We start from the raw sequence: 16,507 nt of genomic DNA, 5'->3' as shown, positions 1-16,507 counted from the left end.
TGGTGGGAGGGTGCTCGTGAGCCCCGCGCAGCCAGACGGTCAGCGCTGGCCGGATGACGGTGCTCTGGACCCCGGCCTCGTCGAGGTGGAGGCCCGGCGTCCGCTCTCCCTGTACGTGCACGTGCCGTTTTGTCGCGTGCGCTGTGGGTATTGTGACTTCAATACCTACACGGTGGGTTTCGGCCCGGGTGCCCAGGTGGGGGACTACGCTCCGTCGGTCTTGGCCGAGGCCTCGCTGGCAGCTCGCGTCATGGCTGAGTCCGGGCTGCCCGTGCGCGAGGCTGAGACCGTCTTTTTTGGTGGAGGCACTCCGACGATGCTCGATACTGCCGAGCTCGCCGAGATCCTGACGGGCCTGCGTGAGCGCATCGGTATCGCGCCCGGCGCAGAGGTGACCCTCGAGGCCAATCCCGACACGGTGACGCGCCAGGGGCTGGTGCAGCTGGCCGACGCGGGTTTTACGCGTGTCTCTTTCGGCATGCAGTCTGCGGTCCCCGCGATCCTCAAAACTCTGGACCGCACCCACACGCCCGAGCGGGTGCCCCTCGTCGTCCAATGGGCGAAGGAAGCGGGCCTGTCGACGTCCGTCGATCTTATCTATGGCACGCCAGGGGAGAGCTTCGCCGACTGGGAGACGTCTCTGCGCGCCGCCCTGTCCTACGAGACCGACCACATCAGCGCGTACGCCCTCGTCGTCGAGGGGGGAACCAAGATGGGCGGGCAGGTCGCCAGGGGAGAACTCCCGACCCCGGATCCGGACGACGAGGCCGCCAAGTACGAGCTTGCCGATGTCCTCCTCAGTGAGGCCGGGTACGCGTGGTACGAGATCTCCAATTTTGCGCGCACGACCGACGCGGACCTGACCTCGGGGCGCCCGTCCACGTTCTACGCGCACGCGTCGGCGCACAACCTTGCCTACTGGCGCGATTGGGATTGGTGGGGCCTGGGCCCCGGGGCGCATTCCCACGTGGGGTGTATGCGCTGGTGGAACGTCAAGAACCCCGCCGCGTACGCCGCACGGCTGCGCGATGGGCGTTCCCCTGCCTACGCGGGGGAGATCTTGGACGAGGATACGCGCGAGCTTGAACGCGTCATGTTGGGCGTGCGCACGTCCGAGGGGATCGAGTTGGCCGGCCTGCCAGGGACTCGGCAGGCGGACGAGGCCGGGGCGGCTCTGGGGGCTGGTGCGGTCTCGGGTGGGCGTGTTGCCGCGCTGATCGCGGACGGCCTCATTGATGGTGCCGCCGCCCTCGGGGGACGGGTGATTCTCACGCTGCGTGGCAGGCTGCTCGCCGACTATGTGACCCGCGAATTGATGGGGTATTGAGTCCTTTTTCATGGCACCACTCCGTAATCTGCATGAGGTGGTAAACAATCGTTTTCTTCATTGATTGCCGCAGTTGCGCCTGTATTCATCTAGATACAAGTAAAAGCGTGGATACTTTTATGAGGTATTCATAAGTGATTAGGTAGTGTGAACATGACAAGCTTGGATTACGTGGCAATACTGTTGACATCATTGTTGAAATGTGTTTGCCTAGGTATGTCATGTGAAGCCGTGCTGTCTACTTGTCGTCTCCTTGAGAGGGCTTGTGGAGGGTCAGATACAAGGAAAAGTGTGGTATTGTGACTCTGCGATACTCAGTCATTGCTGACATCGTGGGCTCTCGTACGTTGACCAATCGTGCAGACGCTCAGAGGATCTTTGAAGCAGTCTTGGAACGGGCCAGTGAGGGGCTGGCTCTCCTGCAGGCTCCGTACCCGACGGTGGGTGACGAGTTTCAGGCGGTCGCCTACACGCTCGAGGATGCTCTCCTCCTGACGCTGCGTGCGCAGCTTCTCCTTCCCCCGCAGCTTCAGCTGCGCTTCGGCATCGGTGCCGGTCGGATCGAGGAGTTCGCATCGGGCGTGCATCGCCAGGCTCCGGCCCGCGGCCGTGGCGCAGAGTCGGCGGCTCTTCAGGATGGATCCGCGTGGTGGGCTGCCCGAGCAGCGATCAATCGTGCGCACGATGTGCAAGATGCCTCGAACCCCTTCATTCGCACGTGGTTCATGGCGCACGCGTCCGTCGAATCCGAGTTCTCCTCGCACTGCCAGACCTGCATCAACGCCATGCTGAGCCTGCGCGATCATTCGATTCTCAAGCTGTCGGCGCGTCATCGTCGCATCACGGCCTCGCTGCTGCTGGGTAAGACGCAGGTGGAGATCGCCCGCGTCGAGAAGCTGTCGCAGCAGGCCATTTCGGACTTTGCTCGGGGCACGGGGGCGGGGCTCATTCAGTCTTCACTCATCATCGCGGAGGCCGCTCGTGCATGAAGTTCTTCTCCTGGGCATCGCCGCCTCGGAGCTGACCGTACTTCTCACCTCTGACCCGCGCCGCTGGTCGCGACGCCTGTCGCTCTTTCTGACGCTGCTCCTCGCAGTGATCTGCTACTCCTGGTTTATTCTGGGTGTGAGCGCCGTTGCGAATGCAATCGGTGCGACTCTCGCGCTCGTGTGGTTCGCTTGGGACCTTGTCGATCCGTCGGCGCGCGGCGTTCTCGCTCGCTGGGCGTTGGCGTCCGTCGGCTTCGTCGCGCTGCTGAGCCTGGATCCGTTGAACTTCCCTCTGCTGTCGCTGCGCTCAGGGCACCCCATCGACCTGACTATTGCGGTTCTCTTCCTGGTGACGGGTCCTGTGAATCACCTGATCACGGCGATTCTGCAGTGCGCGCGCGGCCGTGCCTCCGCTCCCGTGCCCGGGTGGATCAACGCTCCCGTTCTTCCGGCGATGCCGGTGGTGGATGCGGAAGGCGGCGAAGATGACGCGGAGGAGTCCGCGGAACCCGAAGTCATCTCCGGTGCGCTACCCATCTTGGGCGCGCAGGCGGAGGACGAGGAAGTGACGGCTCTGCGTGGCGGGCGCTGGATCGGGCCGCTCGAGCGTCTGCTCATCATCGTTCTGGCCGGTGCTGGCGCAGAGGTTGCGATCGCGGCTGTCGTTGCTGCCAAGGGGGTTATTCGATTCCCCGAGATCTCGCAGGATTCGACGGGCGAGAAGGCCGAAGAGTTCCTGATCGGCTCGGTCTCCTCGTGGATTCTGGCCGCTCTCGTGTCGATGCTCATTCGTGTCGTGAGCCTACACTGATTCCCGTGCCGCTAGAGTATGCCGGGTGAATAGCTCAGATCCCTACGGCTGCAACATTTTCGCCCATGACCCGCACCGCGACGGGCCGGGAGCGCGGCGTCCGCGTTCGCAGGCCGTCCACGTTGAGATCGGCATGGTCCTCGAAGACGTGGCCTCGGGCTGGGTTGGCGCAGTGACGCGCGTGGAGAAGTCTGGTGGTGTTCACCTCGTTGAACTCGAAGATCGTCGAGGCGTACGTCGGTCCTTCCCCCTTGGCCCCGGCTTCTGGCTTGAGGGGCGCCCCATCGAGGCGCTGCCTCCGCGCCCTGCCCCCGCCCAGGCCTCGCCGGGAACCCAGGTGAGTGCGTCGGGGCGGCGCATCACCAACTCCGGATCTTTCGCTCCCGCGTCGAGCGGACCTAAGGTCGCCAAGCGCTCGCGCATCTGGGTCGAGGGGCGCCACGACGCGGAGCTTGTCCAGCACGTGTGGGGCGAGGACCTGGCCGAGGCCGGGATCGCCGTGCAGCTTCTCGAAGGTGTTGACAACCTTGAGGCGATCTTGGAGGTTTTCGGCCCGACGGACACCGCGCGTGCGGGCGTTCTCGTCGACCACATGGTTCCCGGTTCGAAGGAGTCGCGCATTGCCGAGGCAGTGTCCGCGCGTTGGCCGGGCGCGGTCCTCGTGCTCGGCCATCCGTTCGTCGACATCTGGCAGGCTGTCAAGCCCGCCCGTGTTGGCCTTGAGCGCTGGCCCGACATTCCGCCTGGCACCGATATCAAGCATGGAACCCTCGAGGCTCTCGGCTGGCCGCACGCTGACCAGCGTGACATCGCCGTGGGGTGGAAGCGGATCCTGTCGACCGTGCGCACCTACCGCGACCTTGAGCCGGCGCTGCTGGGGCGGGTTGAGGAGCTCATCGACTTCGTGACCGTGCCCTGGGCGCGATGACTTGCGTCGCCCAGTGTGAGGTTCGCGCTGGGCGCACACCTGGCGCGGCCCTCATGTCGCCCCCGATTGGCTGCGAGGAGTAGCATTGGCACTCAGGAAGCAGGAGTGCCAGAACGGGAGGAGGTGGCATGACACGCAACAGTGCACAAAACCGCAGGCTCGACGTCCTGCGCGCCATCGTCACCCAGTACGTGGCCACCCGCGAACCCGTCGGCTCCAAGGCGATCGCCGCCGGAGGCCTCGGCGTCTCATCCGCGACCATCCGCAACGACATGGCGGTGCTGGAGGAAGCCGGCCTCATCTATCAGCCCCACACCTCTGCGGGGCGTGTGCCGACCGACCGCGGCTACCGCGTGTTCGTTGATCGACTCGCGGAGCTCAAGCCGATGAGCGGGCCGGAACGCCACGCCCTCGAGACCTTCCTGGCTGAGTCCATCGATATCGACGACGTCGTGGAGCGCTCCGTTCGTCTCCTCGCCCAGGTGACGCATCAGGTGGCCCTCGTGCAGTATCCGGGGGCGCGCGTGCGCGTCCTCAAGCACCTCGAGGTCATCACTCTGGCTCCCGGTCGCGTCCTTGTCGTCGTCATCACCGCGGACGGCGAGGTCGGGGAGCGCAGCCTCACTCTTCACGCGCCCCTCGACGATGGGCAGCTGCGCGAGGTACGCGAACACCTGCGCCACCACTGCGACGGCGCGACCTCTGCGACCGCGCAGGCCTGCGTTGACGAGGCCACGGCCTCGGCCCGGCCTGAGCTGGTCGGAACCGTCGCCGCGATCGGTTCAGCTCTCACGGACGTCCTGAGCGGTCAGAGCGAGTCGAAGATCGTTGTCGCGGGCGCTGCGAACCTGGCCCGTGGAGCCCTCGACTTTCACGACATTGCCCCCGTCCTTGACGCTCTCGAGGAGCAGGTTGTCCTCATGCGTCTCTTCGCCGAGGCCGACCCGGGCGCTGACGTGCACGTGAGTATCGGCGCCGAGAATCCCCACGACGGCCTGGCGGAAGCCGCCGTCGTCACGGGCACGTACCGTGCCGGCGCCGGAGACTCCGTCGGATCCGCGCACCTGGGCATCGTTGGCCCCATGCGCATGGACTACGCACGCACCATGAGCTCTGTGCGAGCAGTCGCCGCCTACCTGTCACGCTATCTCGCCTCCCAGCACGGCGACTAATGTCGCCCCACAGACGTTGATGAACATCCCCCACGAGAAGAAAGAACAGCCGTGAGAGACTACTACGAGGTTCTCGGTGTCACCCGTGACGCCAGCCAGGACGAGATTAAGAAGGCCTACCGCAAGCTCGCGCGTAAGCTTCACCCCGACTACGCGGGAGCCGACTCCGAGGAAGCCTTCAAGGAGCTGTCCGTCGCCTACGAGACGCTCTCGGATCCCGAGAAGCGCCAGATGTACGACATCGGTGGTCCTGATGCTCTGCGCGGCGGTGGCGCGGGTGCGGGCGCCGGCTTCGGTGGATTCTCCGACATCTTCGAAGCCATGTTCAGCGGTGGCTTCGGCGCCTCCGCTGCGGGCCCGGCTTCCCGCGTGCGTCGCGGCAAGGACAAGCAGGTGACCGTCGACATCACCCTGGAGGACGCCGCCTTCGGTGCCGCCAAGGAGGTCTCTTTCGACACTCACGTCCTGTGCGACGCCTGCAACGGCTCGATGTGCCAGCCGGGCACCTCGCCCACGCAGTGCACCACCTGTCACGGCTCGGGCTTTATCACCCAGATTCAGAACTCGCTCTTCGGCCGTATGCAGACGCAGGCGCCCTGCCCGTCGTGTCAGGGATACGGCAACACGATTGCCACCCCGTGTGCCGAGTGCTCGGGAGCGGGTCGCGTGCGCACTCGTCGCACCCTTAACATCAACATCCCGGCCGGTGCCAGCGAGGGGACACAGATTCGTGTCAGCGGTGAGGCCGAGGTTGGCCCCGGCGGTGGCCCGAACGGCGACCTGTACCTGCTGATCCGCGAGAAGAAGCACCCCGTGTTCGATCGCCGAGGCGACGACCTGCACACGTGGATCACGATCCCGATGACCACGGCGGCGCTGGGCACCGAGTTTGAGCTGGAGACCCTCGACGGTAAGAAGACCGTGACGATTAATCCGGGCACGCAGCCCAACGACGACATCGTTCTGGAGGGCCTGGGCGTCGGTCACCTGCAGCGCTCGGGGCGTGGTTCGATGCACGTGCACGTGGACGTTCAGATTCCCAAGAAGCTCGACGACAAGTCGCGTGAGCTGCTCGAGGAGCTGGCAAAGGTGCGCGGCGAGGTCCGTGTGGAGCCCCATCGTCAGCAGGCCTCGTTCTTTGATAGGCTCCGCGACACCTTCATGGGGTGATGCACCGTGACGCTGCCCGTTTTCCTCGCTGAGGACCTGACCCCGCCCCTTGCGTCCCTGTCCGTGGGGGACAGCGCGACGCTTGGAGGAGCCGAGGGGCGTCACGCAGCCTCCGTGCGCCGCATCGGCGCGGGGGAGTGGGTCGACGTCGTCGACGGCGCCGGTGCGCGCGCGACGTGCGAGGTAAGTGGGAGCGATAAGGCCTCGCTGTCCCTTGTCGTGCGCGAGCTCGTCCGGGAGGACGCCTCGAGTCCCGAGGTCATCCTCGTCCAGGCGCTCGCCAAGGGTGGGCGCGACGAGGCCGCCGTCGAAATCTGCACGGAGATCGGCATCGACCGGGTGATCCCGTGGGCCTCCCAGCGTGCGATCGTCCTGTGGAAGGGCCCGAAGGCTGAGAAGGGGCGCGCGAAGTGGGAGGGCGTGGCCCGCGCGGCCGCCAAGCAGTCACGCCGCGCCTTTGTTCCGGTCGTCGAGGACGTTAAGGACAGCCGCGAGCTCGCCTCCTGGGTTGCCTCCCTGATTGTCGAGGCCGGGGTGGCCTTCGTCTGTCACGAGGAGGCGATGGATTCGCTCGGTGCCGCTCTCGCCCGCGTTCAGGAGTCTCGCGCGGACGGGACTCTGCCCGCACGCATTGCGCTCATCGTGGGCCCCGAGGGTGGCATCGGAGCCGAGGAGACTGCGCAGCTGGTGGACGCCGGTGCCCGCGCGATTGGGCTGGGAGACAACGTTCTGCGCTCCTCCACGGCCGGCGCGGTCGCACTCACGCTGATCCGCGCCGCCGCTGGGAAATACTAGGATTCGTCAGCTCTCAAACCCGGAGATCCGCGCGCTCAGCGTGTGGGTCTCGCCCGCGTTCAGGGCGATCACGTCCGTGCCGGAGTTGAAGGCGTTGGGCGGGCAGCTCATCGGCTCGACGGCCACGCCCACGCGGCCGATGTAGTCGGCCGAGTAAACCTGCAGCCAGCGCGCATCCGAGGACAGTGACACGCCCACGCCAGAAGACGGGTCGCGCAGTGTCACGGCCCAGGTTCCCTCGGGTAGGCCTGCGAAGGCGTGGTCCAGGCGGGAGGCGCCGATGATGGTAGGGGAGCGGAAGTCCAGCCCGAAGGAGGCCACGTCGTGGGCGGCCACCGGGATCATGGACGCGTCGGCCTCGTAGATGATCGACGCGGGATTCTCGAACTCCAGCTCGTCTGCTGGTAGCCCGTCGACGGCCAGGTATGGGTGGAAGCCGACGCCGTAGGGGGCTGTGCCCTCTCCGATGTTCGTCGCCGACAGCTCGACGGTGAGACCCGCGTCCGCGTCCAGGCTGTAGCGTGCGTGCGCGAGAAGCGTCCACGGGTAGGAATAGCGCGCTGCAATGAGGGTGCGCAGGAGGACAGAGGAAGAGTCGGCCTCGGCGATCTCCCACTCCTGGAAGGCCACGAAACCGTGGAGCGCAGTCCCGAAAGCGGGCTCGTCGACGGGAAGGTCGTAGGAGCTTCCCTCCCACGAGTAGGAGCCGCCTGCGACGCGGTTCGGCCACGGCATGAGCACTTTGCCCAGGTATCCCGGGGGGCACTCGTTCACGGCGTGGGAGACAATGAGCTCGTGCCCGCGGTAGCGAAGGCCAGCCAGACCGGCGCCGACGGTGACGATCCGCGCCTCGTAGTCCCCGGCCTGTAAAACGATCTCGCGGCCCGATGCACTCCGGTCCAACATTGATGCTCCTTCGCATGCACTGAACATGAATAACACTCATTCTAAACGGAGTTGAGTCGTCTGCGTCACTACGAAAAGCGTATCCTTATAGAGAATGAATCTCGATTGAAAGGAACGCCTCGTCCCATGGCACACGAAATCACCGACGAATTCGTCGCCTCCCTGCACGCATCCTCAGACTCCGCCCGCGCGGTTGCACGCAACGCGGTCTCCCACGCCGGCGTCGAGCCGGTCGCCTTCGACCGCGCCAAGGTGGTCGCTACCCCCACGGTTGTGTCCCACAAGGTGGACGACTGGAAGGTGACGTCGCAGAAGAAGTCCGGCCGCTGCTGGCTCTTCTCCTCCCTGAACCTGCTGCGCTCGACCGCGCGCACCCGCCTGGGGCTCAAGGACTTCGAGTTCTCGCAGAACTACGTGCTGTTCTGGGACAAGTTCGAGCGCGCCAACTTCTTCCTCACCGACATTATCGCGACCGCGAAGACCGAGGAACTTGACGGCCGCCTCCTGCAGTTCCTGCTCGGCGACGTCCTCTCCGACGGCGGCCAGTGGGACATGGCGGTCTCCCTCTACCTCAAGCACGGCCTCGTCCCCAAGGTCGCGATGCCCGAGACCGAGTCCTCCGGCCACACCGCCCCCATGAACGCCCGCCTGAAGGTCGTCCTGCGCCGCACGGCCCTCGAGCTGCGCTCCCTCGTCGAGGCCGGCGCCTCCGAGGAGGAGATTCTCGAGGTCAAGGAGGCCGCGCTGGCCGACGTGTGGCGCATCCTCGTCATCTGCCTGGGCGAGCCCCCGGCCTCTTTCGAGTGGGAGTGGCGCGACGACAAGGACGAGTTCCACCGCGACGGCGTCCTCACCCCGCGCGAGTTCTACCAGCGCTACGTGGACGTGGACCTCACGCAGTACGTGTGCCTCGTTGATGACCCGCGCACCGAGCACCCCAAGGGGCACACCCTCACGGTCGACCACATGGGCAACGTCGTCGGCGGGCGCCCGATCCTCTACGTGAACACCCCCGTCGAGCAGATCCGCGAGATCACGGCCTCCATCCTGACCTCGGGCCGCGCCGTCTGGTTCGGAGCCGACTGCGGCCAGCAGTCTGACCGCGCCTCCGGCCTGTTCGTCGACGGCCTCTACGACTTCGATAACCTCTTCGGCGTGGACTTCTCCACCTCGAAGGAGCAGCGCGTCAACACGGGCGAGTCCGCGATGAACCACGCGATGCTCTTCACCGGCGTCGACATCGACGAGGAGGGCAATGCCCGCCGCTTCCGCGTGGAGAACTCCTGGGGCGAGGAACCCGGTGAGAAGGGCTTCTTCACGATGGACGCCGCCTGGTTCGACGCCAACGTGTTTGAGGTGGCCGTGCACGTGGACGACTTGCCTGAGGACCTGCGCGCGGTCATCACCGAGGAACCGCTGCACCTGCCTGCATGGGACCCGATGGGCGCGCTGGCCTGAGACGGCCGGTCTGACCCGGTGAACGGCGACCACCGCGTCGGACCGTTCGCTATGTGACCTCCCTCAGCACGGGGCGGGTGGAGTGGGACAATTGTTCCGCGACACCCGCCCCGTTATCTGTGGAGGACATATGAGCACCGACGTGACCCGCGACTTCGCCTTCGGACTGCCCAAGGCCGAGCTGCACCTGCACCTGGAAGGCACCCTCGAGCCGGACCTGAAGCTGGCCCTCGCCCGCAAGAATGGCGTCGACATCGGCCAGTCCACGGTCGAGGAAGTCCAGGCGACCTACCAGTTCAACGACCTGACGTCCTTCCTGGCCGTCTACTACCCGGCGATGGACGTCCTCCAGGATGAGGACGACTTCCACGACCTGGCCGCCGCCTACTTCGAGCGCGCCCGAGCCAACGGTGTCGTGCGTGCTGAGTGCTTCTTCGATCCGCAGGCTCACACCTCGCGCGGTATTGCGATCGAGACGGTCATCCGCGGCTATCACCGCGCTGTCGTCGAGGCCCGCGAGGCCGGCCTGTCTGCCGACCTCATCCTGTGCTTCCTGCGCGATATGAGCGCGCAGTCCGCACTCGAGACCCTCCAGGCAGCCCTGCCTTACAAGGACATGTTCATCGGCGTGGGCCTGGACTCTGACGAGCGTGATAACCCGCCCACGAAGTTTGCCGATGTCTTCGCCCTGGCCCGCCAGACCGGCCTGCATGTGACGATGCACTGCGACATCGACCAGGTTGGCTCGATTGATAACATCCGCGCGGCCCTCACCGAGCTGGGCACCGAGCGCCTCGACCACGGCACGAACATCGTCGAGGATCCCGAGCTGGTCGCCTACGCCCGCGACCACGGCATCGGCCTGACCTCGTGCCCCCTGTCCAACTCCTTCGTCACCGAGGAGATGAAGGGCAAGGAGATCGTCGAACTGACTGCCGCGGGGGTGAAGGTCAGCGTCAACTCCGACGACCCCGCCTACTTCGGCGGATACGTCGGCGACAACTACCTGGCGCTTGCTGAGCGTTTCGACCTCGGCCGCGCGGACCTGGAGCGCATCGCCCGCAACTCCATCGAGATCGCGTGGATCTCAGATGACGAGAAGGACGAGCTGCTCGCCCGCGTGGACCGCTTCGTGTCCGAGAACTGACCACCGACGAACGAGGCCGGGGCTCAGGGACCGTGAACGCGCGGATCAGCCCCGGCCTCGTCGTGCGTGGGGGAGCGCTATTCTCACGTTGCACGCGGGGTGGACACGAGCTGTCACAATTGGCCACCCCGTGAACGCGCCCGGCACGGTGGCTGCGAGACTGCAAAGATAGTAACCATGACGAACCACACTAAGCCGACGTTGTTGATTTCCAACGTCCTGCCGGCACGCCCGGGGGACGAGGCATACAACAACATCTGCATGCGCCTGTGGGATCGTCTCCTTGAGGCCACGCTGCCGAACTGGAACGTCATCCGCGAGTACGCGCAGGAAGACGGTGCCGAGGGCGCCGCCCTGCGCGCTCAGCACGCCGACGCGATCATCATCATGGGCGGCGAGGACGTCCACCCCAGCCTGTACGGCGCCTCCCAGGGCTACGAGGCCGAGGGCCGCCACTGGTACCGCGCCGACCGCGGACAGATCGCCCTCGTCAACTACGCCGTGCGCACGGGCACCCCGCTCCTGGGGATTTGCCGCGGCATGCAGATCATCAACACGGCGCTGGGCGGCACGCTCGAGCAGCACATCGAGGGCGCGCACGGCACGCATACGAACAACCGGATCCTGTCCGATCACCGCTTCATCCGCCACAGCGTGCGCGTCGGCAAGGGAACGACCCTCGAGCGCGCCCTGGCCCCCGTCCTCACCGACTCCGAGCTGTTCATCTCGTCGGCGCACCACCAGCGCGTGGATCGCCTCGCGCAGGGCCTCCAGGTCAGCGCCTACGCCCCCGACGGTACGATCGAGGCCATCGAGTCGATCGATGCCCCCGTCATCGGCGTGCAGTGGCACCCCGAGGATCCCGCCGCCGACATCTCCCAGCTGCGCGCCCTCCTCGGCCATCTGGACGCGCGCCGCGCCCCCCGCCTCGAGAAGGCTTCGACTACCCTGGTCGCATGACCATCTCCCCGGGAACGAACTTCGACGACCCCCGATTCTGCGACGACGAGCGCACACCCGTGCAGCGTATGCGCGACGGTGACTACTACATTGCGGACGACGAACTCGCGGCGCTCACGAAACGCGCCGTTCGCCTCCTGAGCCTCTACGAGCAGGCGCATCCCACCGACCCGGACATCGCGCGCTACCTGCTCGCCCAGGTCCTCGGCCAGGTGGGGGAGTGCGTCGACATTCGACCGCCCCTGCGCGTCGACTACGGGTACAACATCTCCATTGGTGACGGTTCCTGGGCCAACTACGGCCTGACCGTGCTCGACGTCGCCCCGGTCGTCATCGGCGCCGACGTCCTCATCGGCCCCAACTGCTCGCTCTACACTGCGATCCACCCGACCGAGCCCGGGCCTCGTCGCGCGAAATGGGAGTCCTCAGCGCCGATCACCCTCGAGGACAACGTGTGGCTGGGCGGCTCCGTCGTCGTGTGCCCGGGCGTCACCATCGGGGAGAACTCAATCATCGGTGCGGGCGCCGTCGTTACCCGAGACATCCCCGCCAACTGCATCGCCGTCGGCAACCCCGCCCGCGTCATCAAAAACCTGGACCCCACCACCCCGCGCGCGATCGAAGCGGCGGGCGTCGGAGTCATCGCACAGGCGTCCGACCACGCATGAGCATCCTGCCGATCTGCATCACGGGGGAGCCTGTCCTGCACCGGGTTGCGGACCCCGTCGATTCCATTGATTCGGAGCTGCGTGACCTCGTCGCCGACATGATCGAAACGATGCACGCCGCGCCCGGTGTTGGCCTCGCTGCACCCCAGGTGGGCGTCGGCGCCCAGGTCTTCGTGTGGAGGTACGGTGGCGCAGGCTCCTTCGACGCCCAGTACCGCGAGGTTCTCCAGCTCGACGAGGGCCCTGCGCGCGGCTTCAACACGGTGCTGCACGGCGTCGTCGTCAACCCCACCCTCGACCTCGTGTGGGATACCGAAGGGGCGGGAGCCATCCTGCCCGAGGAACCCGACATAGCGCTCGAATCCGAGGGCTGCCTGTCCGTGCCCGGCTACGGATACCCCCTAAGGCGCGTGCTCGGTGCGGTCCTGCGCGGCTACGACGTGGACGGCAACGCCATCGAGGTCAGCGCGCGCGGATGGCTCGCGCGCATCTTCCAGCACGAATACGACCACCTGCAGGGCACCCTCTACGTTGACCGTCTCGCGCAGCCCTACGCAGCGCAGGCCCAACAGGTCATCGCCGAGCGCGGGTGGGGCGCCAGCGGACACACGTGGACCCCGGGGGAGCGGGCCTAAGCCGCTTCCTCCCGGGGTCCCGGTAGGTTCGTATCAGTGGACCAGGAAGCCCAACGAACGGAAGTAGTTGCGGACCTCCTCGGTGGCCTCGGGCGTGGGGGCCTTCGTGTCCTCCAGCTGGTACTCCAGGCCGAGGGAGTGCCACTTATCCTTGCCCAGCTGATGGAAGGGGAGGACCTCAATACGATCGATGACGTCCTTCCAGCGCGAGACAATCTCGCCGACCTGGCGCACGTTCTCGGGGTCGTCGGTCAGGCCCGGAACCAGCACGAAGCGGATCCAGATACGGGTGGCGCCACCGCGAGCCGCGATGCGGTCGCCGAACTCGATCGTGGGTGCCAGGGAACGCCCCGTCGCCTTCTTGTAGGTCTCCTCGTTGCCGCTCTTGACGTCCAGGAGCACCAGGTCGATCGCGTCGAGCATCTCGTCGTCGCAGTTCGCGCCCAGGAACCCGGAAGTGTCGATGCAGGTGTGCACGCCCATCTCCTTGGCGCCCATGAGAATGCGCTTGGCGAACTGAGGCTGCATGAGAACCTCGCCGCCGGACAGGGTGATGCCGCCCTGTGTCGTGCGGAAAATACGGCGGTAACGCGCGATGCGGGAGAGCAGCTCCGTGTCGGACACGGGAGCGCCGTCCTTCATGAGGAAGGTGTCGGGGTTGTGGCAGTACAGACAGCGCAGCGGGCAGCCGTTAAGGAAGACTGTCATGCGCGTGCCGGGGCCGTCAACAGCGGTGACGAGCTCCCACGAGTGAATGGAACCCAGCGTGCCCTCACGCATGCGACGCAGGCGCTCGGAGCGCTCCAGGTCCGTGATCTCCTCCAGACCTTCGACGCCAGCGCCGACGGTACGGGATTGGGGAGCTTGGAAGTCCTGCTCACGGAACGTGGGGAGAGCGAGGGGCTGCGACATGATTCCTTCTTCGCGGTTGGGTGGGTGCGGTGGCCGTGATGGGAACGAGGCCGGGCGGCGTCAGCGGTGCGCGCCGACGTGGGCAGACATAGTAGTGGGGCGCCGAGCGTTGCCCGACGCCCCACTCCAATCTGCTATCAGGCCGAGTGGTGGAAGGTGCGGGACAGAACGTCCAGCTGCTGCTCACGGGTGAGCTTGACGAAGTTAACGGCGTAGCCGGAAACGCGAACGGTGAGGTTCGGGTACTTCTCGGGGTGCTCCATGGCGTCCTTCAGCGTGGACTCCTCGAGAACGTTGATGTTCGCGTGGTAGAGGCCTTCCTTGTCGCCGCGCTCTTCGCGGGCGGCCTTCATGTCGGCGAGGCGCTCTTCGTAGGTCTTGGTTGCCATAACATTTCTCCTTTTGTGAGATTCCGGCGGTGCCGGCTTGGGTGGGTCGCGGTGCGGCTCACCCACGAGTGGTGGGTGGCGGGGATCAACACGCGTGGCGCATCGATCCCCGCCGATGGTGGATCAGTAGCCCTTGGTGCCGTCGTAGGCGCAGGAATCGTCCGGAACGAAGCCCGCGTCGAGGATGCCGACCAGGTTCTGGATCTGCTCTTCCTTGGAGCGACCCAGGCCCTGCGGGGTGATCGTGTTCGTCAGCGAGATGCCGTCGAGCGCGTCGTTGTAGTCCAGCTTGCCGACCGACAGCATGGAGGCGACCATGCCGTGCGTGTCGATGCCGTTCTCCGGGTTCGCGCCGGGGGCGAAGGGGGTGCCCTTCTGGTGGCCCGACGGGAAGGAGCCGGTGGCCTTGCCGTAGACGACGTTCGAGGTGATCGTCAGGACCGACTGGGTCGGGATCGCGTCGCGGTACATGGGGATGGCGCGGATCTTATCCATGATGGTGTGGACGACGGTTGCGGCGATGTCGTCGGCGCGGTCATCGTCGTTGCCGTAGGTCGGGAAGTCGCCCTCGGTGCGGTAGTCGACGACCAGGCCGGTCTCGTCGCGGATCGGGTAGACCTTCGCGTACTTGATGGCCGCCAGCGAGTCGGCAACGATGGACAGACCGGCGATGCCGCAGCCCATGGTGCGAATGATCTCGGAGTCGTGCAGCGCCATCTCGATGGACTCGTAGGCGTAGCGATCGTGGCAGTAGTGGATGATGTTGAGGGCCTCGACGTAGGTGCCAACGACCCAGTCCAGCATCTCCTCGTAGCGCTTCCACACATCATCGAAGTCGAGCGGGCCGTCACCCTGGACGGGCTCGTAGCCTTCCATGACCTGCTTGCCGCTCATCTCGTCGCGGCCACCGTTGATGGAGTAGAGCAGCGCCTTGGCGGCGTTCACACGCGCGCCGAAGAACTGCATCTGCTTGCCGACCTTCATGGGGGAGACGCAGCATGCGATGGCGGCGTCGTCGCCCCAGTGGGCGCGGATCTGCGGATCGGACTCGTACTGGATCGACGAGGTGTCGATCGAGATGAGGGCGCAGAACTCCTTGTAGCCGCGGGGCAGGTTCTCGTCCCAGAAGATGGTGATGTTCGGCTCGGGGGCCGGGCCGAGGTTGACCAGCGTCTGGAGCAGACGGAACGAGGTCTTGGTGACCAGCGTACGGCCGTCGTCGCCGAAGCCGGCGTCCGACCAGGTGGCCCAGTAGGGGTCGCCCGAGAAGATCTGGTCGTAGGCGATGGTGCGCAGGAAGCGGGTGATGCGCAGCTTGATGACGAGGGCGTCGATGATCTCCTGGGCGCCGGACTCATCCAGCGTGCCGTTCTTCAGATCGCGCTCGAAGTAGACATCGAAGAAGCCGGACAGGCGGCCGATCGACATGGCGGCGCCGTCCTGGGACTTCACGGAGGCCAGGTAGCCGAAGTAGGTCCACTGCACGGCCTCGTGCGCGTTGGTGGCCGGGCCGGAGATGTCGTAGCCGTAGGACTGTGCCAGGTTCTTCAGCTTCTTGAGGGCCTTGATCTGCTCGGAGTGCTCCTCGCGGTAGCGCGCCCAGTGCTCGGAGAAGGGCTCGTTCGCGTAACGATCCTTGTCCTTTTCCTTCTCGGCGATGAGGTGGTCAACGCCGTAGAGGGCCACGCGGCGGTAGTCGCCGATGATGCGACCGCGGCCGTAGGCGTCCGGCAGACCGGTGATGATGTGGGAGGAACGAGCAGCACGAATACGCGGCGTGTAGATATCGAAGACCGCATCGTTGTGGGTCTTGCGGTACTTGGTGAAGATCTTCTTCACCTCGGGGTTGTACTCCATGCCGGCCTCGTGAATGGCCGTCTCGACCATGCGCCAGCCGCCGTTCGGCATCATCGCGCGCTTCAGGGGGGCATCGGTCTGCAGGCCGACGATCACGTTGTCGTCCTCGCAGATGTAGCCGGGCTTGAAAGCATCGATGTCGGCGGGGGTGTCCGTGTCGATGTCGAGGATGCGCACCTTGCGCTCTTCGGAGAGGTACTTCTCTTCGAGAGTGTTCCACACGCGCAGGGTCTTCTCGGTCGGCCCTGCCAGGAACGAGGCGTCGCCCTCGTACGGGGTGTAGTTCAGCTGGATGAAATCACGAACGTCGATTTCATCGCACCAGTTACCCTTTGCGAAACCTTCCCAGGCCTTCTGGTCTGCTGTCGTCATTCTTCCTCTTC

16 protein-coding genes are annotated in these 16,507 nt (G+C 65.8%); 12 read left to right on the top strand and 4 right to left on the bottom strand.

Annotation, left to right across the window (positions count from 1 at the left end; translation table 11 throughout):
- The first annotated feature begins 16 nt into the window (after positions 1-16).
- The 7 genes from hemW (at position 17) to ACTODO_RS08405 (ending at position 7,192) form a co-directional block, all read left to right on the top strand.
- On the top strand, positions 17-1,327 hold the full coding sequence (gene hemW, locus ACTODO_RS08435; protein ID WP_208853700.1) for a radical SAM family heme chaperone HemW: 1,311 nt from the start codon (positions 17-19) through the stop codon (positions 1,325-1,327).
- Positions 1,328-1,626: 299 nt separating this feature from the next.
- Positions 1,627-2,316, top strand: a complete 690-nt coding sequence (locus ACTODO_RS08430; protein WP_003792963.1) for a SatD family protein — start codon at positions 1,627-1,629, stop codon at positions 2,314-2,316.
- On the top strand, positions 2,309-3,127 hold the full coding sequence (locus tag ACTODO_RS08425; protein WP_003792962.1) for a hypothetical protein: 819 nt from the start codon (positions 2,309-2,311) through the stop codon (positions 3,125-3,127). The genes ACTODO_RS08430 and ACTODO_RS08425 overlap by 8 nt, the downstream gene beginning before the upstream one ends.
- 133 nt (positions 3,128-3,260) lie before the next feature.
- Positions 3,261-4,055, top strand: coding sequence for a DUF3097 family protein (locus ACTODO_RS08420; RefSeq protein ID WP_003792961.1), 795 nt, complete (start codon positions 3,261-3,263; stop codon positions 4,053-4,055).
- A 128-nt stretch (positions 4,056-4,183) separates the two neighbouring features.
- Positions 4,184-5,227 carry a heat-inducible transcriptional repressor HrcA gene (hrcA, locus tag ACTODO_RS08415; RefSeq protein ID WP_003792960.1) on the top strand — a complete coding sequence of 348 codons (1,044 nt, stop codon included), beginning with the start codon at positions 4,184-4,186 and terminating at the stop codon, positions 5,225-5,227.
- A gap of 51 nt (positions 5,228-5,278) precedes the next feature.
- Complete coding sequence (dnaJ, locus tag ACTODO_RS08410; protein ID WP_003792959.1) at positions 5,279-6,397, top strand: molecular chaperone DnaJ; 1,119 nt, start codon at positions 5,279-5,281, stop codon at positions 6,395-6,397.
- 6 nt (positions 6,398-6,403) lie between these two features.
- On the top strand, positions 6,404-7,192 hold the full coding sequence (locus ACTODO_RS08405; protein ID WP_003792958.1) for a 16S rRNA (uracil(1498)-N(3))-methyltransferase: 789 nt from the start codon (positions 6,404-6,406) through the stop codon (positions 7,190-7,192).
- Between the two features lie 6 nt (positions 7,193-7,198).
- Here ACTODO_RS08405 and ACTODO_RS08400 read toward each other — a convergent pair whose 3' ends face one another.
- On the bottom strand, positions 7,199-8,098 hold the full coding sequence (locus ACTODO_RS08400) for an aldose-1-epimerase (RefSeq protein WP_003792957.1): 900 nt from the start codon (positions 8,096-8,098) through the stop codon (positions 7,199-7,201).
- A gap of 126 nt (positions 8,099-8,224) precedes the next feature.
- Between ACTODO_RS08400 and ACTODO_RS08395 the strand changes: the two genes are divergently transcribed.
- From ACTODO_RS08395 to ACTODO_RS08375, 5 genes are all read left to right on the top strand, one after another.
- The gene (locus tag ACTODO_RS08395) at positions 8,225-9,556 is read left to right on the top strand and encodes a C1 family peptidase (RefSeq protein ID WP_003792956.1); all 1,332 of its coding nucleotides are present in this window, start codon (positions 8,225-8,227) and stop codon (positions 9,554-9,556) included.
- 130 nt (positions 9,557-9,686) lie between these two features.
- The gene (add, locus tag ACTODO_RS08390) at positions 9,687-10,703 is read left to right on the top strand and encodes an adenosine deaminase (RefSeq protein ID WP_003792955.1); all 1,017 of its coding nucleotides are present in this window, start codon (positions 9,687-9,689) and stop codon (positions 10,701-10,703) included.
- Positions 10,704-10,880: 177 nt separating this feature from the next.
- Positions 10,881-11,663: a gamma-glutamyl-gamma-aminobutyrate hydrolase family protein gene (locus ACTODO_RS08385; RefSeq protein WP_003792954.1), complete on the top strand. Its 783-nt coding sequence runs from the start codon at positions 10,881-10,883 to the stop codon at positions 11,661-11,663.
- Positions 11,660-12,331 (top strand): sugar O-acetyltransferase, encoded by a 672-nt coding sequence (locus tag ACTODO_RS08380; protein WP_003792953.1) that lies wholly within the window; start codon positions 11,660-11,662, stop codon positions 12,329-12,331. Before ACTODO_RS08385 ends, ACTODO_RS08380 begins: the two co-directional genes overlap by 4 nt.
- Entirely contained in the window at positions 12,328-12,966 is a 639-nt protein-coding gene (locus ACTODO_RS08375; protein WP_003792952.1) for a peptide deformylase, read from the top strand. The genes ACTODO_RS08380 and ACTODO_RS08375 overlap by 4 nt, the downstream gene beginning before the upstream one ends.
- Before the next feature lie 33 nt (positions 12,967-12,999).
- On the opposite strand, the gene pflA is transcribed toward ACTODO_RS08375, so the two are convergent.
- From pflA to pflB, 3 genes are all read right to left on the bottom strand, one after another.
- A complete protein-coding gene (gene pflA, locus ACTODO_RS08370) occupies positions 13,000-13,878 on the bottom strand; it encodes a pyruvate formate-lyase-activating protein (RefSeq protein WP_003792951.1) in 879 nt (292 codons plus the stop codon).
- A gap of 137 nt (positions 13,879-14,015) precedes the next feature.
- A complete protein-coding gene (gene grcA2, locus ACTODO_RS08365) occupies positions 14,016-14,267 on the bottom strand; it encodes an autonomous glycyl radical cofactor GrcA2 (protein ID WP_003792950.1) in 252 nt (83 codons plus the stop codon).
- A 123-nt stretch (positions 14,268-14,390) separates the two neighbouring features.
- Positions 14,391-16,496 (bottom strand): formate C-acetyltransferase, encoded by a 2,106-nt coding sequence (gene pflB, locus ACTODO_RS08360; protein WP_003792949.1) that lies wholly within the window; start codon positions 16,494-16,496, stop codon positions 14,391-14,393.
- Between the last annotated feature and the right edge of the window lie 11 nt (positions 16,497-16,507).

Origin of the sequence: Schaalia dentiphila ATCC 17982 (assembly GCF_000154225.1) — a bacterium.
GTDB lineage: Bacteria > Actinomycetota > Actinomycetes > Actinomycetales > Actinomycetaceae > Pauljensenia > Pauljensenia dentiphila.
Note: the sequence above shows the minus strand (reverse complement) of the source record. Positions and strands in the feature narration are given on the sequence as shown.

Excerpts from the sequence above, each read along its gene's own strand:
- ACTODO_RS08395 (WP_003792956.1), top strand. The coding sequence starts at position 8,225 with ATGGCACACGAAATCACCGACGAATTCGTCGCCTCCCTGCACGCATCC.
- ACTODO_RS08380 (WP_003792953.1), top strand. The coding sequence starts at position 11,660 with ATGACCATCTCCCCGGGAACGAACTTCGACGACCCCCGATTCTGCGAC.
- ACTODO_RS08420 (WP_003792961.1), top strand. The coding sequence starts at position 3,261 with ATGGTCCTCGAAGACGTGGCCTCGGGCTGGGTTGGCGCAGTGACGCGC.
- pflA (WP_003792951.1), bottom strand. The coding sequence starts at position 13,878 with ATGTCGCAGCCCCTCGCTCTCCCCACGTTCCGTGAGCAGGACTTCCAA.
- pflB (WP_003792949.1), bottom strand. The coding sequence starts at position 16,496 with ATGACGACAGCAGACCAGAAGGCCTGGGAAGGTTTCGCAAAGGGTAAC.
- hrcA (WP_003792960.1), top strand. The coding sequence starts at position 4,184 with ATGACACGCAACAGTGCACAAAACCGCAGGCTCGACGTCCTGCGCGCC.
- grcA2 (WP_003792950.1), bottom strand. The coding sequence starts at position 14,267 with ATGGCAACCAAGACCTACGAAGAGCGCCTCGCCGACATGAAGGCCGCC.
- ACTODO_RS08385 (WP_003792954.1), top strand. The coding sequence starts at position 10,881 with ATGACGAACCACACTAAGCCGACGTTGTTGATTTCCAACGTCCTGCCG.
- add (WP_003792955.1), top strand. The coding sequence starts at position 9,687 with ATGAGCACCGACGTGACCCGCGACTTCGCCTTCGGACTGCCCAAGGCC.
- ACTODO_RS08375 (WP_003792952.1), top strand. The coding sequence starts at position 12,328 with ATGAGCATCCTGCCGATCTGCATCACGGGGGAGCCTGTCCTGCACCGG.
- ACTODO_RS08400 (WP_003792957.1), bottom strand. The coding sequence starts at position 8,098 with ATGTTGGACCGGAGTGCATCGGGCCGCGAGATCGTTTTACAGGCCGGG.